The organism is Xanthomonas axonopodis pv. maculifoliigardeniae (assembly GCF_041519315.1).
GTDB classification, from domain to species: Bacteria; Pseudomonadota; Gammaproteobacteria; order Xanthomonadales; family Xanthomonadaceae; genus Xanthomonas; species Xanthomonas euvesicatoria.
Genome location: NZ_CP167998.1, coordinates 1353114 through 1374037, shown reverse-complemented (window position 1 = coordinate 1374037; position 20924 = coordinate 1353114). Strand labels below are relative to the sequence as shown.

Genomic DNA, 20924 nt, shown 5'->3' with positions numbered 1-20924 from the left:
CTTCAACGTTGCGGCGATTCGGCGTGTCGCCGTCTCAATGCATCATGTTGACATTCATGTTGTGCAGCACCCACAGCGAGCCGACGATCACGATGCCGATGATCAGCAGCGAGAACAGGCCCACCTGCACGTTGGAGCGCTGCTCGGGCGTGCGGTCCATATGCAGGAAGTACACCATGTGCACCAGCATCTGCACCGCGGCCATGACCGAGATCACGACGATGGTGACACCCTTGGAGAACGCGCCGCTCATCACCATCGCAAACGGGATGACGGTGAGGATCACGGCCATCACAAAGCCGATCAGGTAGGACTTCAGGCCGCCGGCATGCGCATCGGCAGCGGTATCGGTGTGGTGGTGATTGGCCATTACAGCGCTCCCAGCAGATAGACGACGGTGAACACACCGATCCAGATGATGTCCAGGAAGTGCCAGAACAGGCTCAGGCAGGCCAGACGCGTGCTGTTGCGCGCGGTCAGGCCGTTCTTGGAAATCTGGATCACCAGCACGGCCATCCACAGCAGGCCGGAGGCCACGTGCAGGCCGTGCGTGCCCACCAGTGTGAAGAATGCCGACAGGAACGCACTGCGACCCGGGCCGGCACCCTCATGGATCAGGTGGTTGAACTCCCATACTTCCATGCACAGGAAGCCGATACCCAGCAGCGCGGTGACGGCCAGCCAGCCGTATAGGCCGCCCATCTTGCGCTTGTGCGCGGCAATCATCGCAAAGCCGAAGCTCAGGCTGCTGAACAACAGCAGGAAGGTTTCCACCAGCACGAACTTCAGATCGAACAGCTCCTTGGCGGTCGGCCCGTCCACCGTGGCGCCAGAGAGCACCGCATAGGTGGCGAACAGACCGGCAAACAGCAGACAGTCGCTCATCAGATAGACCCAGAACCCGAAGACGGTGTTGCCACCGCCGTCGTGATGCTCGTGGTCGTGATCGTGGCCGCCCGCGTGGGCGGCGTGGTCAAGCGTGGTCGAGGAAGCCATGGTCATACCACCTTCGCGGCCTGCGCCGCCTGTTGCTGTTCGAGCAGGGCGAAACGTGCGTTTTCGATGCGCTCCACTTCGTCGGCCGGCACCCAGTAATCGATGTCGTCATCGAAGGTGCGCGCGATGAAGCTGCCGATCATGCCCACCAGGCCGATGATGGCCAGCCACCAGATGTGCCAGATCAGACCGAAGCCCAGCAGCACACTGAAGGCACCGATATAGACGCCGGCGCCGGTGTTACGCGGCATGTGGATCGCTTCGTACTTGGACGGACGCACCCAGCCCTTGCCATTCTGCTTGTCGGCCCAGAACTGATCGCGGTCGTCGATGTGCGGCAGCACGGCGAAGTTGTAGAACGGCGGCGGCGAGGAGGTTGCCCATTCCAGCGTACGGCCATCCCACGGGTCGCCCGTGTAGTCCATATGCTCCCTGCGCTTCCACACGCTGTAACCGATCTGCACCAGGTTCAAGAAGATGCCCATGCCGATGATGGCAGCACCCACCGCGGCCACGTACAGCCACGGCGCCCACTCGGGGTGGTTGTAGGTGTTCATGCGACGGGTCATGCCCATGAAGCCGAGCACGTACAGCGGCATGAAGGCCACGAAGAAACCGATGATCCAGCACCAGAACGAGGCTTTGCCGATCTTCTCGTTGAGCTTGAAGCCGAACGCCTTCGGGAACCAGTAGGTCAAGCCCGCCAGGTAACCGAACACCACGCCGCCGATGATCACGTTATGGAAGTGCGCGATCAGGAACAGGCTGTTGTGCAGCACGAAGTCCACGGCAGGAATCGCCAGCATCACGCCGGTCATGCCGCCGATGGTGAAGGTGATGATGAAGCCGATCGTCCACAACACCGGCGAGGTCATGTGCACGCGACCGCGGAACATGGTGAACAGCCAGTTGAAGATCTTCACGCCGGTCGGGATCGAGATGATCATCGTCGTGATGCCGAAGAAGGCATTGACGTTGGCACCCGAGCCCATGGTGAAGAAGTGGTGCAGCCACACCACGAACGACAGCACGCCGATGCACGAGGTGGCGTACACCATCGAGGTGTAGCCGAACAGGCGCTTGCGGCTGTAGGTCGCAATCAGCTCGGAGAAGATGCCGAATGCCGGCAGGATCAGGATGTAGACCTCCGGGTGACCCCAGATCCAGATCAGGTTGACGTACATCATGGCGTTGCCGCCACCGTCGTTGGTGAAGAAGTGCGTGCCCAGGTAACGGTCGGCACCCAGCAGCGCCAGCGCCACGGTCAGGATCGGGAACGCGGCGATGATCAAGATGTTGGTGATCAGCGCAGTCCAGGTGAAGATCGGCATGCGCATCAGGGTCATGCCCGGCGCGCGCATGCGCATGATCGTCACGAAGAAGTTGATGCCGGTCAGCAACGTGCCTAAACCGGACACCTGCAGCGCCCAGATGTAGTAATCGACACCGACCCCCGGGCTGTATTCCAGCCCCGACAACGGCGGGTACGCCAGCCAACCGGTCTGCGCGAACTCACCGACACCCAGCGAGATGTTGATCAGCGCCGCGCCGGCCACGAACAGCCAGAAGCTCAGCGAGTTCAGGAACGGAAAGGCCACGTCGCGCGCGCCGATCTGCAGCGGCACGATCAGGTTCAACAGGCCGGTCATGAACGGCATGGCCATGAAGAAGATCATGATCACGCCGTGCGCGGTAAAGATCTGGTCGTAGTGATGCGGAGGCAGCACGCCTTCGCCACCGCCGCCGGCCAGCGCCTGCTGGGTGCGCATCATCGCCGCGTCGGCGAAGCCGCGCAGCAGCATGACCAGCGCCACGATGATGTACATCACGCCGATGCGCTTGTGATCCACCGAGGTGAACCACTCTTTCCAGAGATAGCCCCACAGCTTGTACTTGGTGATGGCGCCCGCGATGAGCAGGCCGAGCAGGCCGGCACCACCCAGCGCGACCATGATGATCGGCTCGTGGTACGGAACTGCCTCGATGGTGAGTTTGCCTAGCATCACTTGTCTCCAGAAGTGCACATGGCGACCGGCTCCGTAGCCGATGCCTGATGGTCGCCGTGGCCCTTACTGTGGCCCGGACCATTCATGTATTTGTCGACCAGCGAGCGGAACATGCCGTCCTGCACCGACGAGTAGTAGGTGACCGGATACTGTTCCTTGTCGTTGCGATTGGCTGCCAGCACCTGGTACTCGGCAGCGTTCAACGCGGTCGGCGATGCCTTGACCTTGGCCACCCAGGCCTCGAAGCCGGCCTGATCGACGGCGTGCGCCTTGAAGCTCATCTTCGAAAAGCCGTGGCCGCTGTAGTTGGTCGACAGGCCGAAGTATTCGCCCGGCTCGTTGGCCACCAGGTGCAGCTTGGTTTCCATGCCCGCCATGGCGTAGATCATGGTGCCCAGGTGCGGGATGAAGAACGAGTTCATCACCGTGTCGGAGGTGATCTTGAAGTTCAGCGGCGTATGCACCGGGAACGCGATCTCGTTGACGGTGGCGATGTTCTGGTCGGGGTAGATGAACATCCACTTCCAGTCCAGCGACACCGCTTCGATGTTGATCGGCTTGACGTCCGAATCCAGCGGCCGGTACGGGTCCAGCGCGTGCGACGAGCGCCAGGTCAGCACCGCCAGCACCAGGATGATCACGCACGGGATCGACCACACCACCACTTCGATGGCAGTGGAGTGCGACCAGTCCGGCTCGTAGCGCGCCTTGGTGTTGGATGCGCGATATTTCCATGCGAACGCAATCGTCATCACGATCACCGGGATGACCACGATCAGCATCAGCACCACCGAGGTGATCAGCAGTTGCTTTTCGTCGTGGCCGATCTGGCCTTTCGGATTGAGGATGGCCGAGTTGCAGCCTGCCAGCAGCAGGAAGGGCAACATCAGACCTGGACGAAGTAAACGCCCGAGCTGTTTCAGCGGAATCATCGGTCGATCCAAGTGCGAAGGAACGCCAGCCTCGTTCGTCGTATCGGTCGCGGGGTGTTCCCGACGCAGCTGTCTTCCTGGGGGAGATGAACTGCGCAGACCGAAGACACGGGTTAGCGCGCTAATTTTAGTCTTTGCTGCACCTGCACGAAACCCATTGGCAATGATCTGACGCAATAAAAGCGCGCCAATTTGTGCGACATGTTGTCGCAGCGCAGCGCGAGGCAAGAATTGCGCCGTTGCGGCCGCCGAACGGGAAGCGCCTGCGCGGCTGCAACACACGCGGGCAATGCGTGAAACGCGGCACTCGACGCCTCAAAACGCAACTGGGCCGGCACAGGCCGACCCAGTCTTGAAGCGTGGTGCCGGAAATAGGAATCGAACCTACGACCTACGCATTACGAATGCGCCGCTCTACCAACTGAGCTATTCCGGCGAGCCGCCAATTGTAGGAGCGCAGCCGCCCCCGGGTCAATCGCTGCAGGCACCGCGTCGCGCCTGCACCGTCATGCAGCAAGCAATCGCGTCAGCTGACCAGACGCAAGCGCAGCTCCTTGGGAAGCGCGAAGACCATCGATTCCGGCTCGCCTTCCAGTTCGGAGACGCCGGCCGCACCCAGTTCGCGCAAGCGCGCCAGCACGCCATCGACCAGCACCTGCGGCGCAGAGGCGCCGGCGGTCAGGCCGATATGCTGCTTGCCAACGATCCAGGCCGGGTCGATCTCGCTGGCGTTGTCGATCAGGTAGGACTCCACCCCGTCGCGCCGGGCCAGTTCGCTCAGCCGGTTGGAATTGGAGCTGTTGGGCGAACCGACCACCAGCACCAGATCACACTGGCGCGCCAGATCGCGAACTGCGTCCTGGCGGTTCTGGGTGGCGTAGCAGATGTCGTCGTGGCGCGGCCCCTGCATGGCCGGATACCGGGCCCGCAGGGCTTCGATGATGCCCATGGTGTCGTCCACCGACAGCGTGGTCTGGGTGGTGTAGGCAAGGTTATCGGGTTGGCGGACATCGAGCGTGGCGACCTGTTCGATGTCTTCCACCAGGTAGATCGTGCCCGCTCCGCGCTCGCGGCTCCACTGCCCCATCGTGCCTTCCACTTCCGGGTGCCCGGCGTGGCCGATCAGCACCACGTCGCGGCCGGCCCGGCAGTGCCGCGCCACCTCGAAATGCACCTTGGTCACCAGCGGGCAGGTGGCGTCGAACACCCTCAGTCCACGCCGCTCGGCCTCCTGACGCACCGCCTGCGAGACGCCGTGCGCGCTGAAGATCACGGTGGCATCGTCGGGCACCTCGTCGAGTTCTTCGACGAAGATCGCGCCACGCTGCTTGAGGTCGTCGACCACGAAGCGGTTGTGCACGACCTCGTGCCGCACATAGATCGGCGCGCCCAGCGTCTCGATCGCACGCTTGACGATCTCGATTGCACGGTCGACACCGGCACAAAAACCACGGGGATTGGCGAGCAGGACATCCATGGCGGGCATTCTACGGGAATGAGGGATGCGGGGTCGGACCGGGCGGCATGCGCCTGCAGGCAGGCTTCAGCGCAGATTCCCGGTTCCCGGCTCCTGTTTGCCGGGTTTGTCGAACAAGCCGAACACGGCAATTCCGATCGCGCCGCCCACGATCGCCGAGTCGGCGATATTGAACGACGGCCAGGTATGGCTGCCGATGTACCACTGGATGAAATCCACCACGTGGCCGTGCATCAGCCGGTCGATCACATTGCCGATCGCCCCGCCGATCACCAGCGCATACGGCAGCGCGCTGCGCCACTGCCCGCGCGCGGTGCGCGAGAGCCAGAACGCCAGCAGGCCGCTGATGCCCACCGCCAATGCAGTGAAGAACCATAGCTGCCAGCCGCCGGCATCGCTCAGAAAGCTGAAGGCCGCGCCGGTGTTGTAGGTGCGGTACCAGTTCCAGAAGCCGTCGATCACCGGCACCGGGGTGTACTCGGGCAGGCTGGACAGCACCCAGGCCTTGCTCCACTGGTCCAGGCCGACCACCAGCACAGAGAGCAGCAGCCAGATCAGGGCCGACGGGTTGGGGCGTTGACTCATGTCGAAAGATCGCAGTTGGTGGCGCTGCTCCGATGCCGGAGAAGACGCCTGGGTGGGAGACAGTGACGGCAGCGGCGTCAGAACCAGCGCCGCTGCTCGCCCGGACCTTCGATATTGCTGACGCAACGGCTGCACAGTTCCGGGTGACGCGGGTCGCTGCCCACGCTGGCCTGGTGGTGCCAGCAGCGCACGCACTTGGCCTTGGTGGTGGGCTGCGCACTGACGAAGATGTCGTCGGTGCTGGCTGCGGTCACGGTGACATCGCCACTGATGAACAAAAAGCGCAGTTCCTCGGCCAGCGGCTGCCAGCGCGCAGCGGTCTGCGCATCGGCGGCCACGGTGATCTCCGCTTCCAGCGCCGCACCGATCGCGCCATTGGCACGCATCGGCTCCAGCACCTTGGCCACCTGCTCGCGCAGGACCAGCAACTTGTCGAAATCCGCACCGGTCAATGCAGCATCGGCCGGCAACGGCGCAAGGCCGTCGTACCAGGTGGCGAACAGCACGTTGTCGACATGCTGGCCCGGCAGGTAGCCCCACAGTTCCTCGGCGGTGAAGCTCAACACCGGCGCGATCCAGCGCACGAACGCCTCGGCCACGTGGTACATCGCGCTCTGCGCCGAACGGCGGCCGCGTGCGTCTTCGGCCATCGTGTACAGGCGGTCCTTGGTGACGTCCAGGTACAGCGAGCCCAGGTCCACGCTGCAGAAATTCAGCAGCGCCTGCACGATCTCGGCGAAGTCGTAGCGCGCGTAGGCGGCCACGATCTTTTCCTGCAGCGCGTGGGCACGATGCACGATCCAGCGGTCCAGCAGCACCATCTGGTCCAGCGCCACCAGGTGCCGCAGCGGATCGAAACCATGCAGGTTGCCGAGCAGGAAGCGCGCGGTGTTGCGCAGCCGGCGGTAGGCATCGGCGTTGCGCTTGAGGATCTCCTGCGACAGCGACATTTCGTTGCTGTAGTCGGCAGAAGCGATCCACAGGCGCAGGATGTCCGCGCCCAGCGTCTTCATGATGTCCTGCGGTTCGATGCCGTTGCCCAGCGACTTGGACATCTTGCGGCCGTGCTCGTCCACGGTGAAGCCGTGGGTGAGGCACTGTTTGTACGGCGCGGCCTTGTCCATCGCCACGCCGCTCAGCAGCGAGGACTGGAACCAACCGCGGTGCTGGTCGGAGCCCTCCAGGTACAGGTCGGCCGGCTTGGGCAGGCCACGATCCGGAAGCACCGCTTCGTGCGTCACGCCGGAGTCGAACCACACATCCAGGATGTCGGTGATCTTCTCGTAGTCGGCCGCCTCGCTACCCAGCAGCTCGGACGCGTCCAGCGTGTACCAGACATCCACACCGCCCTGCTCCACGCGGTCGGCGACCTGGCGCAGCAACTCGGTGCTGCGCGGATGCGGTTCGCCGGTTTCGCGATGCACGAACAAGGCGATCGGCACGCCCCAGGTGCGCTGCCGCGAAATGGTCCAGTCCGGGCGCCCGTCGACCATGCCGGCGATGCGCGCCTGGCCCCAGGACGGATACCAGTGCACGTTTTCGATGGCTTTCAGCGCATCGGCACGCAGGTTGGCCTGCTCCATCGAGATGAACCACTGCGGCGTGGCGCGAAACGCGATCGGCGTCTTGTGCCGCCAGCAATGCGGATAGCTGTGCTCCATCTTGCTGGCCGCCAGCAGCACGCCGGTGCCGCGCAGTGCGTCGATGATGACGTCGTTGGCCTTCCAGATATGCAGGCCGGCCAGCGCGGTATCGCCCAGCGGCGGCGTCGACGGCAGATACACACCGCGCCCGTCCACCGGATTGATCTGCGCGGCGCCATAGCGCTCCAGCAGACCGTAGTGCCTGGAGACCTGATAGTCCTCCTGGCCGTGACCCGGTGCGGTATGCACGGCGCCGGTACCGTCCTCGGCCGACACGTGATCGCCCAGCAGCAGCGGGATCTCGCGTTCGGCATAGAACGGGTGGTTCAGCAGCATCTGCTCCAGCGCGGCGCCCTTGGCATGGCCGTGCACCACGACAGCATCCACGCCGTAGCGCGCCAGCGCCTTGGCAGCCAACGCTTCGGCGATCACCAGCCAGCGCGGCTGGCCGCGATCGGCCGGGCCTTCCACCAGCACATAGTCCAGCTCCGCGCCCAGGCTCACCGCCAGCGACGCCGGTAGCGTCCACGGCGTGGTGGTCCAGATCGGCACCGCCACACCCACGCCACTCGGTAGCGTCGCGCCGAATGCGGCAGCAACTGCACCTGGATCGCGCGCCGGATAGGCGATATCCACCGTCGGCGACACCTTGTCGGCGTATTCGATCTCGGCCTCGGCCAGCGCCGATCCGCAATCGAAGCACCAGTGCACCGGCTTGACGCCGCGGGTGAGATGGCCGTTGTCGACCACCTTGGCCAGCGCGCGAATTTCGTTGGCTTCGAAGCGGAAATCCAGCGTCTTGTACGGGTTGTCCCAATCGCCGATCACGCCCAGGCGCTTGAAATCGCGCCGCTGCAGATCGATCTGCTCGGTGGCGTACTCGCGGCATTTCTGCCGGAATTGGGCCGCGTCGAGCTTGACGCCGACCTTGCCGTATTTCTTTTCGATCGCGATCTCGATCGGCAGGCCGTGGCAATCCCAGCCCGGGATGTACGGCGCGTCGAAGCCGGCCAGATACTTCGACTTGACGATGATGTCCTTGAGGATCTTGTTGACCGCATGGCCCAGATGGATCTGGCCATTGGCATACGGCGGGCCGTCGTGCAGCACGAACAACGGGCGGCCGGCGGCATTGGCACGCAGCTGCGCGTAGAAGCCCTCGCGCTCCCAGCGCTCCAGCATCGCCGGCTCGCGCTTGGGCAGGTCGCCGCGCATCGGAAATTCCGTCGCAGGCAGATGAAGAGTGGCTTTGTAGTCTTGGGTCACAGGAATCTACCGTTGCGCTGGATTGCTTGAGAAGTCCGCATATGGATGTGCGGGCTCTTGCGAGGGACTCGCATTATCTTCGGGCTCTTGCGAGGGACTGGCCGTACTCGAGGGTTGTTGCTCAGCATGCATATGCGCCGCCAGCACCTCACGTGCCTGCTCGGCATCGCGGTGCATCTGCACGGTCAGCGCCTCCAGGCCATCGAATTTTTCTTCGTCGCGCAGCTTGGCGACGAATTCCACGGCAATGTGCCGGCCATACAGATCGCATTGGAAATCGAACAAGTGCGCTTCCAGCAGCGGCTCCACGCCCGCTACCGTGGGGCGCGTGCCGAAGCTCGACACCGACGGCCACGGCCGTTCGGCCACGCCGTGCACCCAGGTCGCATAGATCCCCGACAACGCCGGCGTGCGCGGAAAGCGCAGGTTGGCGGTGGGATAGCCCAAGGTCCGGCCAAGCTGCTTGCCGCGCACGACCCGGCCACCGATGGCGTACGGGCGACCGAGCAAGTCGCCAGCGTGGGCAAATTCGCCGGCGCCGAGCAGTTCGCGAATCCGCGTCGCCGAAATCCGCTCCCCATGCAGATGCACCGGCGCAATCTCACCCGCCACAAACCCATGCTGCTCGCCAAGCGTACGCAACAGGCCGATGTCGCCGCTGCGTCGATGGCCGAAACGGAATTCCGGGCCAATCCAGACTTCGCGCGCGTGCAGCCGGCCAACCAGCGCCAGCCGCACAAAATCTTCCGCACGCATCTTGGACAGGCGACCGTCGAAACGGATCATGCCCACGCTGTCGGCGCCGAACCCGTACAAGCCTTCGATCTTGGCGCGCGCCAGGGTCAGACGCGGCGGCGGCGCGGCGGGTGCGAAGAATTCACGCGGTAGCGGCTCAAAGCTCACCGCCACTGCCGGCACACCGAGTGCGCGGGCACGCGCCACGGCGTGTTGCACCAGCGTCCGATGCCCCAGATGCAGGCCATCGAAGGCACCGATGCAGACCACGCTTCCGCGCGGGAACAGCGTCCCGCCTTCGACGTCTCTAAACAGCCTGCTCATTCCTCGATCCAAACAGATGCCGGCCCGCCGGCCGACCCTCGTTGATACATAACCTGCAAGTATAGCCGTGCCTGTCAAGCCGTATGGGCACCTTGGCGTGCCAGCGCTTCACCGCTTGCGGTGCGCGGGGATGCGCGATCTCTGGACAGTGCGGGCGGCCGGCAGCGCACGCGTTCGGCTGTCGCCTCAGCCTTCGCGCAGATGCCGCGGCCGCAGCCCCAGCGCCAGCTGCGCGACCAGATACGTCGCCCCGCCACTGCCCACCAGCACCGCCAGCCAGCCGATGCGGCTCCATTTGTCCATCTGCGTAAACGACGGCAGCCACCACAGCAGGCTCAACAGCACTGCCGCCATCGCCGCGCACGCCAACAGCAGACGCAGCGTATAGCCCCCCCAGCCCGGGCGGCGCTGGTACACGCCGGACTTGCCCAGCCAATACCACAGCAATCCCAGATTGAGATAACTCGACAATGCACTGGCGATACCCAACGCCAGATGCAGGCCCGGCTGCTTGCCCAGCGCCTGCATCACACCCTGGGCCTTGAGTTCGGGCGGCACCATGATCTGGTACACCACCGCCAGCAATGCGAAGTTGAACACCATGTTGGCGATCAGCGCCGCCACGCCCGCACGCACCGGGGTGCGGGTGTCCTGGCGCGCGTAGAAGGCCGGCAGCAGCACCTTCAGCATGGCGTAGGCCGGCAAACCGAAGCTCAGACCGTAGACCGACATCGCCGTCATGCGGGTGTCGAACGCGGTGAACTGGCGGTACTGGAACAACGTCGCCACCAACGGTTCGGCCAGCAGCAGCAGGCCGAGCATGGCCGGCATCGCGATCAGCAAGGTGGTGCGGAAGCCCCAGTCCAGCGCGCCGGAGAACGCGCTGCGATCGGTCTTGACGTGATGGCGCGCCAGCGCCGGCAGGATCACCGTGCCCAGCGCCACGCCGAACACACCCAGCGGCAGTTCCAGGAACCGGTCAGCCAGCGACAACCACGACTGCGACCCATCGGCCAGGCGCGCGGCGATCACCGTATCCAACATCAGGTTGATCTGCGCAATCGACGAGCCGAACAAGGTCGGGATCATCAAGGTCAGCACCTTGCGCACATCCGGGTGATTCCAGCCCCAGCGCGGCAGCGTCAGCAGGTCGATACCCTTCAGCGCCGGCAACTGGAACAGCAACTGCAACGCACCGGCCACCAGGACCGCCCAGCCCAGCGCCAGGATCGGGACCTCCAACCGCGGCGCCAACCACAGCGCGCCGGCAATCATGCACAGATTGAGGATGATCGGCGTCAGCGCCGGAATGGCAAAGCGCTGGAAGCTGTTGAGCGCGCCGCCGGCCAGCGCCGTCAACGAGACGAACAGCAGGAACGGAAAGGTCAGGCGCAACAGATCGACCAACAAACCGTATTTTTCAGGATTGGTGGCCGCACCATCGGAAAACACCGCGGCCAGTTGCGGGGTGAAGATCAGCCCCAGCGCGGTGATCAGCAGCAACATCCCGCCCAAGGTGCCGGACACGCGCGCCATCAGCTCGCGCAGGTCGGCATGCGGGCGGGTCTCCTTGACCTCGGTGAACACCGGCACGAACGCAGTGGCGAACGAGCCTTCGGCGAACAGCCGGCGCAGGAAATTGGGAATGCGGAAGGCCACCCAGAACGCGTCGGTCACCGCATTGGCGCCGAAGGTGGTGGAAATCGCCTGGTCGCGGATCAGGCCCAGCACCCGCGAGATCATGGTCATACTGCTGAATGAGAGCAGGCCTCTCAACATGCCGGGCTTGCTCACTCTGCATCCCTCTTGACAACTGACTTGACGTACATATCCGGGTCCATCATACTTTCGCGCTTGCTTTTTCCACCATACCGATTTTTCAGGAACCCACCACCGTGGCCAATATCAAGTCCGCCAAGAAGCGCGCCAAGCAGACCATTGTGCGCAATGAGCGCAACACCGGTCAGCGCTCGATGCTGCGCACCGCCGTCAAGAAGGTGATCAAGGCCCTTGACGCCAACGATGCTGCAGGCGCCGAAGCTGCTTTCGCCGTTGCCCAGCCCATCCTCGACCGTTTCAGCGCCCGTGGCCTGATCCACAAGAACAAGGCTGCACGCCACAAGAGCCGCCTGACCGCGCGCATCAAGGCCATCAAGGCCGCGTAAGCGATCGGTTTGCGCATTGCCGGGAGCCTGGCTTCCGGCAATACAGAAAAACCCGGCCTTGGCCGGGTTTTTTGTGTGCCTGCGCCTGCACTCAGCCTGCATTGCGTGCATCGAGCTCGTCTTCGCGCTGGCGGTCGAAGAACGCCATCACGTCCTTCATGATCGGGAACGTGCCGTCACGCCCGAGAGCGGACACCAGGTACCACGGCGCCGTCCAGCCCAACTCGGCCACGATGCTCTCTGCGGCGGCACGCGCCTCGTCTTCGAACATCAGGTCGGCCTTGTTGAGCACCAGCCAGCGTGGCTTCTTGAGCAACTCGGGATCGTGCCGTTCCAGTTCGCGTTCGATGGTGCGCACCTGATCGGCCGGCGATACGCCGTCCACACCACCCTCGCCATACACGCCCAGCGCAGGCGAAATATCCACCAGATGCAGCAGCAGGCGGGTGCGCTGCAGATGGCGCAGGAACTGCGTGCCCAGACCGGCACCGTCGGCAGCACCTTCGATCAGGCCCGGAACGTCGGCAATGACGAAACTGCGGTACGCCTCGACACTGACCACGCCCAGATTCGGGTACAGGGTCGTGAACGGGTAGTCGGCCACCTTCGGTGTGGCCGAGGACACTGCGCGGATCAGGGTGCTCTTGCCGGCATTGGGGAAACCCAGCAGGCCAACGTCGGCCAGCAGCTTCAGTTCCAGCTTGAGCAAACGCTCCTCGCCCTCCTCACCGGTGGTGGCCTGGCGTGGCGCACGGTTGACCGAACTCTTGAAATGCATGTTGCCCAGGCCGCCCTTGCCGCCCTTGGCGACCAGCAAGCGGTCGCCGTGCCGGGTCAGGTCGCCGATCACTTCGTCGGTCTGCACATTGATCACCACGGTACCGACCGGCACCACGATGATGCGGTCTTCGCCGCCCTTGCCGTAGGCCTGACGGCCCATGCCGTTCTCGCCGCGCTGCGCCTTGAAGGTGCGCTCATGGCGGAAATCGACCAGCGTGTTGACGTTCTCGTCGGCCACGATCCAGACGCTACCGCCCGCACCGCCATCGCCGCCATCGGGCCCACCCAGCGGAATGAACTTCTCGCGGCGAAAGCCGACACAGCCGTTGCCGCCATTACCGGCGGTGACCAGGATTTCTGCTTCGTCGACTAACTTCATGGGATGACAACCGGGAATGGAGAATGGGGAATCGGGAATTGGCACAGCGAGTGGCCGCCTCCTGCCAGCAAGAATGCTTGCCAGCACAGCCGTGGAATCCGGTCGGGGGGGCAGAATCGCTTTTCCGATTTCCTACTCCCCATTCCCAATTCCCGGCCGTCAAACGAAAAACCCCGCAAAAGCGGGGCTTTCCGTCTTGCCCGTAAGGCATTACCGCCTCATGGACTGGCCTGCATGGAGCGGGCGATTACGCCTCGGCAACCACGCTGACGGTACGACGCTTCTTCGGACCTTTGGTGGAAAACTCCACCTTGCCGTCGACCAGCGCAAACAGCGTGTGGTCACGACCCAGGCCGACGCCGGCGCCCGGATGGAACTGGGTGCCGCGCTGACGCACGATGATGTTGCCGGCGTCGATGGCCTGGCCACCGAAGATCTTCACGCCCAGGTACTTCGGATTCGAATCGCGACCGTTGCGCGAGGAACCTACGCCCTTTTTATGTGCCATGACTGGTTCTCCTTACTTCTTGTCGCCACCGGCAATGCCGGTGATCTCGATTTCGGTGTAGTGCTGACGGTGTCCCTGACGCTTCATGTGGTGCTTGCGGCGGCGGAACTTGATGATGCGCACCTTGTCGGCGCGGCCGTGGGCCACGACCTTGGCGGTGACCGAGGCGCCCTTCAGCGCATCGCCCAGCTTGATGCCATCGCTATCGCCCAGCATCAGGATGGTGTCGAACTTGATCTCGTTGCCAGCTTCGACTTCGAGCTTTTCCACGCGGAGCGTTTCGCCCTGCGCGACGCGGTATTGCTTACCGCCGGTTACCAGAACTGCGTACATGACCAGGTGTTCCTCTGTAGTTATTATGGTCGCCTGACTTACCCATGGGGCAGACAGGAGCGGAATTGTACTGGCCTAGCCGGTTTCGGGTCAAGTCGCAAGCGGCCTGGCCGCGACTGGCCCGCACTGGGCTGGTAGAACGCATCATCCGGCCGCCACAACGGCCCCGGCAGACTGGCATTTGGGGCAATTGCCCTCACCTAGGTCGGCGGGTAGGCTGATCGACTGCCACTCATTCCTGCTGAGCACGCTCGCACCACTGCCGGTTCGCCGGCCCGACATCGGATCCCCCATGGCGATGGATTTCATCCGCATCCGCGGCGCGCGGACGCACAACCTCAAGAACATCGACCTCGACCTGCCCCGCGACAAGTTGATCGTGATTACCGGCCTGTCCGGCTCGGGCAAGTCGTCGCTGGCGTTCGACACCATTTACGCAGAAGGCCAGCGCCGCTACGTCGAGTCGCTGTCGGCGTATGCGCGCCAGTTCCTCAGCGTGATGGAAAAGCCGGACCTGGACCACATCGAAGGCTTGTCGCCGGCGATTTCGATCGAACAGAAATCCACCTCGCACAACCCGCGCTCCACCGTCGGCACGATCACCGAGATCTACGACTACCTGCGCCTGCTGTACGCGCGCGTGGGCCAGCCGCGTTGCCCGGACCACGGCTTCCCGCTGGAAGCGCAGACCGTCAGCCAGATGGTCGACCACATGCTCACCCAGGATCAGGAGCAGCGCTACATGTTGCTGGCCCCGGTGATCCGCGACCGCAAGGGCGAGCATGCGCAGGTGTTCGAGCAACTGCGTGCGCAGGGCTTCGTGCGCGTGCGCGTGGACGGCGAGCTCTATGAAATCGATGCGGTGCCGCCGTTGGCGTTGCGCCAGAAGCACACCATCGAGGCAGTGATCGACCGCTTCCGTCCGCGCGAGGACATCAAGCAGCGTCTTGCGGAAAGTTTCGAGACCGCGCTCAAGCTCGGCGAAGGCATGGTGGCGGTGCAGTCGCTGGACGACCCGGCGGCCGCGCCGCACCTGTTCTCGTCCAAGTACAGCTGCCCGGTGTGCGACTACTCGCTGCCGGAGCTGGAACCGCGTCTGTTTTCGTTCAACGCACCGGTGGGCGCCTGCCCCAGCTGCGATGGCTTGGGCGTGGCCGAATTCTTCGACCCCGATCGTGTGGTGGTGCATCCGGAGCTATCGCTGTCGGCCGGCGCGGTGCGCGGCTGGGACCGGCGCAATGCCTATTATTTCCAGCTGATTGCCTCGCTGGCCAAGCACTACAAGTTCGACGTGGATGCGGTGTGGAATACGCTGCCGGCCAAGGTGCGCCAGGCGGTGCTGTTCGGCAGCGGCGATGAGGTGATCAGCTTCACCTACTTCACCGATGCGGGCGGGCGCACCACGCGCAAGCACCGCTTCGAGGGCATCCTGCCGAACCTGGAGCGCCGTTACCGCGAAACCGAATCGCCAGCGGTGCGCGAAGAACTGACCAAGTACGTCAGCCAGCAGCCCTGCCCCGCCTGCAACGGCACGCGCTTGAATCGCGCTGCGCGCAACGTGTTCGTGGCCGATCGCCCGCTGCCCGAGCTGGTGGTGCTGCCGGTCAATGAGGCGTTGAATTTCTTCCGCGGCCTGTCGTTGCCGGGCTGGCGTGGCGAGATCGCGGCCAAGATCGTCAAGGAGATTGCCGAGCGGCTGGGCTTCCTGGTCGACGTGGGCCTGGATTACCTCACCCTGGAGCGCAAGGCCGACACCTTGTCCGGTGGCGAGGCGCAGCGCATCCGCCTGGCCAGCCAGATCGGTGCCGGCCTGGTCGGGGTGATGTACGTGCTGGACGAGCCCTCGATCGGCCTGCACCAGCGCGACAACGAGCGCCTGCTCGGCACGCTGACGCGGCTGCGCGACCTGGGTAACACGGTGATCGTGGTCGAGCATGACGAAGATGCGATCCGCCTGGCCGACCACGTGCTGGACATCGGCCCCGGCGCCGGCGTGCATGGCGGCGAGATCTGCGCGCAAGGCACGCTGGACGACATCCTGAAATCGCCACGCTCGTTGACCGGCCAATACCTGTCGGGCAAGCGCCGCATCGAGATTCCCAAGCAGCGCCACAAGCCCAACCCGAAGATGATGCTGCATCTGCGCGGGGCCACCGGGAACAACCTGAAGAATGTCGACCTGGACATTCCCGCCGGCCTGCTGACCTGCATCACCGGCGTGTCCGGCTCGGGCAAGTCGACGCTGATCAACGATACCTTGTTCACCCTGGCGGCCAACGAGATCAATGGCGCCTCGCACACCGTGGCGCCGCATCGCGAAGTCGAAAACCTGGACCTGTTCGACAAGGTGGTGGATATCGACCAGTCGCCGATCGGGCGCACGCCGCGTTCCAATCCGGCGACCTATACCGGCATGTTCACGCCGTTGCGCGAGCTGTTCGCGCAGGTACCGGAGGCGCGTGCACGCGGTTATTCGCCGGGGCGTTTCAGTTTCAATGTGCGTGGCGGACGCTGCGAGGCCTGCCAGGGCGACGGCATGATCAAGGTGGAAATGCACTTCCTACCCGATGTCTACGTGCCCTGCGATGTCTGCCACGGCAAGCGCTACAACCGCGAAACGTTGGAGATCCGCTACAAGGGTTTCAACATCAGCGACGTGTTGCAGATGACCGTGGAAGATGCGCTGCGCCTGTTCGAACCGGTGCCGTCGATCGCGCGCAAGCTGGAAACGCTGGTCGATGTGGGATTGAGCTACATCAAGCTGGGCCAGAGCGCGACCACGCTCTCCGGCGGTGAAGCGCAGCGCGTCAAGCTATCCAAGGAACTGTCGCGTCGCGATACCGGGCGCACCTTGTACATCCTGGACGAGCCGACCACCGGCCTGCACTTCCACGATATCGAAGCGTTGCTCGGCGTGCTGCACAAGCTGCGCGACGAAGGCAACACGGTGGTGGTGATCGAACACAATCTGGACGTGATCAAGACCGCCGACTGGATCGTGGACCTGGGCCCGGAAGGCGGACATCGCGGCGGCACCATCCTGATTTCCGGTACGCCGGAAGACGTGGCCGCGCATAAGCCGTCCTATACCGGGCAGTTCCTGGCCAAGATGCTGCCATCGGTGAAGGCGCGCGAGACGCGTCCGGCGGCGATGGCCAACAAGCCCGATGCGCGCCCGCCGCGCAAGGTCAAACCGGAGAAGGTGGCCAAGGCCGCCAAATCCGCCACCAAGAAGACTGCGAAGAAGGCAAGCTGATGAGCGAACACAAGGTACTGGCACGCATTCCGATCAGCGTGCGCTGGCGCGACATGGACAGCATGGGCCATGTCAACAACGCCAAGTACATTTCCTATCTGGAAGAAGCGCGGGTGCGCTGGATGCTGGGCGTGCAAGGCGTGGCGATGACCGACCGCATCGCGCCGGTGGTGGCCGCCACCAATGTCAACTACAAGCAGCCGTTGATCTGGCCCAACGACATCACCGTCGAGTTGTTCGTCGAACGCCTGGGCACCAGCAGCGTGACCATCGGCCACCGCATCTTCGACCAGAAGGACGACAGCAAGCTGTACTCAGATGGCAACGTGGTGGTGGTGTGGATCGATACGCAGACCGGCAAGAGCGCCGCGCTGCCGGATGCGGTGCGCGCGGCCAGCAGCTGAATTCCCACCGCCTCATTCGCTGAGGCTGCAGCGCGAAAGATCGGCGGCGGCTCCGTGTGGAACCGCCGCTTTCATTTCAATGCCGGCGCAGGCGCGCAACAGCCATCAAACACTCAAGACCCGGGCGCGCGCTTGCGTGCTTCCAAGGTGGCCTTGATTTGGCGGCCGTCCTGCAGGGTGAAGCTCACCGGCACCTGCGCGCCCTCCTGCAGCGGCGCAGTGGCGTCCATCAACATCAGGTGCAGGCCGCCCGGCGCCAACGGCACCGATTTGCCGGCCGGCAATGCCAGTTCGGGCACCGCGCGCATGCGGCTGACGCCATTGACCTGGGTGGTTTCGTGCAAGGAGACATCGGCAAACACGCTGCTGTTGGCAGCGGTGATCTTCAGCGGCTGCGCACAGCCGTTATGAAATTGCCCGAACCCGGCCGCCATGCCCATGCCACCGGGCGGCGGGATGCGGATCCAGCCATTCTTGAATTCGGGCAGGCATTGCGCCGACACGCCCGCACTTGCCACCAGCGCCAACGCCGCGAGCACCACGCCGGCACACCTAACCCGCCTGCTTCGACTGCCGTCTATCATGACCTGACCTCCAGGAGCCCCGAATGAGCATCCAGATCTTAGACCATGGCCGTCTTCGCGAAATCCGTCTGGCGCGTCCGCCGGTCAATGCGCTGGACAGCGCGTTGTGCCAGGCGTTGAGCGTCGCGGTCCAGCAGGCGGGCGAGGAAGTCGATGGCATCGTGCTGTCGGGCAGCGAGCGGATTTTTTCCGGCGGCATGGATGTGCCGCATCTGCTGGCGCACGGTACCGACCGCGCCGCGCTACTGGCCAGTTGGACCGCGTTCTTCGATGCGGCGCAGGCGCTGGCCAACAGCCGCGTGCCGGTGGTGGCGGCCATCGGCGGGCATGCGCCGGCCGGCGGCTGCGTGCTGGCGCTGTGCTGCGACTACCGGGTGATGGCACGCAGTGCCGATACCGCAAGACCCTATACGATCGGCCTCAACGAGGTGCAGGTTGGCCTTGCTGCGCCAGAGGGGATCCAACGCCTGTTGCGCCGCGTGGTGGGCGCGCACCGCGCCGAACGCCTGCTGATCTCCGGGCAACTGCTGCCGGCCGAACAGGCGGTGGCGATCGGGCTGGTGGACGAACTGGTCGATGGCGAGCTGGTCACCGCGCGTGCGGTGGCGTGGCTCCAGGAGCTGCAGCAGCTCCCCCGCCAACCGATGTTGACCACGCGCGCGATTGCGCGTGCCGACCTGCGCGCGGCATTGGCGCCGGAGTTGATCCAGCTGGAGCGTTTCATCGATGGCTGGTACGCGCCGGATGCGCAGGCCGCGCTGCATGGCCTGGTGGCGCGCCTGCAAAAGGCCTGAGCCCTGCCTCGCGGCGCCCATTGGGCGGGCCGGTATACTCGCGTTCCGTCGCATGTCCAGGCCAGCCCCTTGTCCGCCACCGCCGAACCCGTCGTCTCCGAACTGATCAGCCTGCTGTCGCTGGAGCGTCTGGAAGACAACCTGTTCCGTGGCCAGAGCCGCGACATCGGCACCAAATACGTGTTCGGCGGGCAGGTGCTGGGCCAGGCGTTATCGGCAGCGCAGGCCACGGTCGAAAACGGCCGCCAGGCGCATTCGCTGCATGCGTATTTCCTGCGTGCCGGCAATATCGACCACCCCATCGTCTACGACGTCGACCGCACCCGCGATGGCGGCAGTTTCTCGGTGCGCCGGGTTACCGCGATCCAGCATGGCAAGGTGATCTTTTTCTGCGCAGCTTCGTTTCAGGAGCGCGAAGATGGCGCCGAGCATCAGTCGGCGATGCCGGTGGTGCCGCCACCGGAAGACATCGAACCGGCCGCACCGCTGGCACCGGAAGTGTTGGCCAAGCTACCGGCCAAGGTGCAGCGTTGGCTGTCGCGCGGCGGCCCGTTCGAATTTCGCCATGTCTTTCCGCGCGACGAACTCAAGCCGCCCAAGCGTCCGCCGTTCCAGCAGATGTGGCTGCGCCTGAACGATCCCATCGGCGACGATGTGGGCCTGCATCAAGCGCTGCTTGCGTACGCGTCGGATTTTCAGTTGCTCGGTACCTCGACATTTCCGCACGGCATCAGCTATTACACGCCGAACGTGCAGATGGCCTCGCTCGATCATGCCCTGTGGTTCCATCGCCCATTCCGTACCGACGACTGGCTGCTGTACTCGCTCGACAGCCCCACCGCGCAAGGGTCACGCGGCCTGGCCCGCGGGCAGTTTTTCACCCGCGACGGCGTGCTGGTGGCAAGCACCACGCAGGAAGGCCTGATCCGGGTGGTGCCTGACGGCAGCGCGATTGCCGTGCCGGCCAAGGAGTAGACCTCACGCCGCGACGGTAAGGCACGCTGCTTGATGCCAGCACGCACCCTTGGCCGGGTCGAAGGCAGCCGAGCAACGCGCCCCGCGCACTGCAGACGCCGCAAGCTGGCATGCTTGCCTGCCATGGGCATGCGCATGCGATCACCTGACCACACCACCCGCACCTTGATGTTTCATCTTGAACTGGCGCCTCAACGGTGCCATCTGTTCCGGACCCAACGGCGTTTTCCACCATGCGCAAGATCTTCAGCAGTCAACGTATCGAAACCGCCGAAGGCGTGGCCAATCTGTTGCGCGATGCGGGAATCGAGATCCGCATCAGCAACGGTCGCTCTTATCAGAGCAAGCGCGGCGGCCAGTTCAGCTACCTGGAGCAGAGCAACGCCCAGGCGCAGCCCACCGTCTGGATCGTGCATGCCAACGACCAACCGCGCGCACGCGAGCTGTTGCGCGACGCCCGCCTGCTGGACACCACCCGTCGCGACCTGCCGAATGTGGAATACACCTTCCGCGACGGCGAAAACGGCTCCAGCTCCAGTGCGCGCAGCTGGGCCTGGCGTATCCGCCTGGTGTTGCTGCTGGTGATCGGCGCCGTGGCGATGGTGGTGGTGATGCGCCATCGCAGCGCGCCGACGCAACTGGCACCAGCAGCCCAGCCGGCATCGCAACGGACGCCGACGCCAGATGGCGCACCACCGGCAGCAGAAGACGACCAAGTGCGCGTACGGATCCAGCCGACCCGCTGAACGCAGCTGGCCAGCGCGGCCATCCGCTGGTACGAC

At 64.4% G+C, this 20924-nt stretch carries 19 protein-coding genes and 1 tRNA gene; 6 read left to right on the top strand and 14 right to left on the bottom strand.

What is annotated here, in order from left to right; all coding sequences use genetic code 11:
* Positions 1-34: 34 nt before the first annotated feature.
* From cyoD to murJ, 10 genes are all read right to left on the bottom strand, one after another.
* A complete protein-coding gene (cyoD, locus tag ACDH77_RS06055; RefSeq protein WP_003484294.1) occupies positions 35-370 on the bottom strand; it encodes a cytochrome o ubiquinol oxidase subunit IV in 336 nt (111 codons plus the stop codon).
* On the bottom strand, positions 370-1002 hold the full coding sequence (cyoC, locus tag ACDH77_RS06050) for a cytochrome o ubiquinol oxidase subunit III (protein ID WP_008577121.1): 633 nt from the start codon (positions 1000-1002) through the stop codon (positions 370-372). The genes cyoD and cyoC overlap by 1 nt, the downstream gene beginning before the upstream one ends.
* Complete coding sequence (cyoB, locus tag ACDH77_RS06045) at positions 999-2999, bottom strand: cytochrome o ubiquinol oxidase subunit I (RefSeq protein ID WP_057680960.1); 2001 nt, start codon at positions 2997-2999, stop codon at positions 999-1001. Before cyoB ends, cyoC begins: the two co-directional genes overlap by 4 nt.
* On the bottom strand, positions 2999-3934 hold the full coding sequence (gene cyoA / locus ACDH77_RS06040) for a ubiquinol oxidase subunit II (RefSeq protein WP_011346764.1): 936 nt from the start codon (positions 3932-3934) through the stop codon (positions 2999-3001). The genes cyoB and cyoA overlap by 1 nt, the downstream gene beginning before the upstream one ends.
* 360 nt (positions 3935-4294) lie before the next feature.
* A tRNA-Thr gene (locus ACDH77_RS06035) sits at positions 4295-4370 on the bottom strand.
* 90 nt (positions 4371-4460) lie between these two features.
* Entirely contained in the window at positions 4461-5411 is a 951-nt protein-coding gene (gene ispH / locus ACDH77_RS06030) for a 4-hydroxy-3-methylbut-2-enyl diphosphate reductase (protein ID WP_011346754.1), read from the bottom strand.
* A gap of 66 nt (positions 5412-5477) precedes the next feature.
* Positions 5478-5996 (bottom strand): signal peptidase II, encoded by a 519-nt coding sequence (gene lspA / locus ACDH77_RS06025; RefSeq protein WP_057680962.1) that lies wholly within the window; start codon positions 5994-5996, stop codon positions 5478-5480.
* A gap of 77 nt (positions 5997-6073) precedes the next feature.
* Positions 6074-8905 carry an isoleucine--tRNA ligase gene (gene ileS / locus ACDH77_RS06020; RefSeq protein ID WP_218488356.1) on the bottom strand — a complete coding sequence of 944 codons (2832 nt, stop codon included), beginning with the start codon at positions 8903-8905 and terminating at the stop codon, positions 6074-6076.
* Positions 8906-8911: 6 nt separating this feature from the next.
* Positions 8912-9964 (bottom strand): bifunctional riboflavin kinase/FAD synthetase, encoded by a 1053-nt coding sequence (locus ACDH77_RS06015; RefSeq protein WP_218488355.1) that lies wholly within the window; start codon positions 9962-9964, stop codon positions 8912-8914.
* Between the two features lie 186 nt (positions 9965-10150).
* Entirely contained in the window at positions 10151-11743 is a 1593-nt protein-coding gene (murJ, locus tag ACDH77_RS06010) for a murein biosynthesis integral membrane protein MurJ (protein ID WP_372353890.1), read from the bottom strand.
* Between the two features lie 116 nt (positions 11744-11859).
* Here murJ and rpsT point away from each other — a divergent pair, with 116 nt between their 5' ends.
* On the top strand, positions 11860-12129 hold the full coding sequence (gene rpsT, locus ACDH77_RS06005) for a 30S ribosomal protein S20 (RefSeq protein ID WP_003484323.1): 270 nt from the start codon (positions 11860-11862) through the stop codon (positions 12127-12129).
* A gap of 91 nt (positions 12130-12220) precedes the next feature.
* Here rpsT and obgE read toward each other — a convergent pair whose 3' ends face one another.
* The 3 genes from obgE to rplU form a co-directional block, all read right to left on the bottom strand.
* A complete protein-coding gene (gene obgE / locus ACDH77_RS06000) occupies positions 12221-13288 on the bottom strand; it encodes a GTPase ObgE (RefSeq protein WP_011346750.1) in 1068 nt (355 codons plus the stop codon).
* Positions 13289-13535: 247 nt separating this feature from the next.
* Positions 13536-13796 (bottom strand): 50S ribosomal protein L27, encoded by a 261-nt coding sequence (gene rpmA, locus ACDH77_RS05995; protein WP_003484326.1) that lies wholly within the window; start codon positions 13794-13796, stop codon positions 13536-13538.
* Positions 13797-13808: 12 nt separating this feature from the next.
* Entirely contained in the window at positions 13809-14129 is a 321-nt protein-coding gene (gene rplU, locus ACDH77_RS05990) for a 50S ribosomal protein L21 (RefSeq protein WP_003484328.1), read from the bottom strand.
* Positions 14130-14421: 292 nt separating this feature from the next.
* On the opposite strand from rplU, the gene uvrA reads away from it, so the two are divergent.
* Together uvrA and ACDH77_RS05980 are read left to right on the top strand one after the other, a co-directional pair.
* On the top strand, positions 14422-17385 hold the full coding sequence (gene uvrA, locus ACDH77_RS05985) for an excinuclease ABC subunit UvrA (RefSeq protein WP_011346749.1): 2964 nt from the start codon (positions 14422-14424) through the stop codon (positions 17383-17385).
* Complete coding sequence (locus ACDH77_RS05980) at positions 17385-17789, top strand: acyl-CoA thioesterase (protein WP_007967522.1); 405 nt, start codon at positions 17385-17387, stop codon at positions 17787-17789. Before uvrA ends, ACDH77_RS05980 begins: the two co-directional genes overlap by 1 nt.
* Positions 17790-17902: 113 nt before the next feature.
* Here the strand turns inward: ACDH77_RS05980 and ACDH77_RS05975 are convergent, their stop codons facing one another.
* Positions 17903-18331 (bottom strand): copper chaperone PCu(A)C, encoded by a 429-nt coding sequence (locus tag ACDH77_RS05975; protein WP_014089634.1) that lies wholly within the window; start codon positions 18329-18331, stop codon positions 17903-17905.
* A gap of 65 nt (positions 18332-18396) precedes the next feature.
* On the opposite strand from ACDH77_RS05975, the gene ACDH77_RS05970 reads away from it, so the two are divergent.
* The 3 genes from ACDH77_RS05970 to ACDH77_RS05960 all read left to right on the top strand — a co-directional run bounded on the left by ACDH77_RS05970 (position 18397) and on the right by ACDH77_RS05960 (position 20888).
* Positions 18397-19167: an enoyl-CoA hydratase/isomerase family protein gene (locus tag ACDH77_RS05970; protein WP_008574729.1), complete on the top strand. Its 771-nt coding sequence runs from the start codon at positions 18397-18399 to the stop codon at positions 19165-19167.
* Positions 19168-19236: 69 nt separating this feature from the next.
* A complete protein-coding gene (gene tesB, locus ACDH77_RS05965) occupies positions 19237-20142 on the top strand; it encodes an acyl-CoA thioesterase II (protein ID WP_029818913.1) in 906 nt (301 codons plus the stop codon).
* Between the two features lie 233 nt (positions 20143-20375).
* Positions 20376-20888 carry a putative signal transducing protein gene (locus ACDH77_RS05960; protein ID WP_008574726.1) on the top strand — a complete coding sequence of 171 codons (513 nt, stop codon included), beginning with the start codon at positions 20376-20378 and terminating at the stop codon, positions 20886-20888.
* Positions 20889-20924 lie beyond the last annotated feature (36 nt).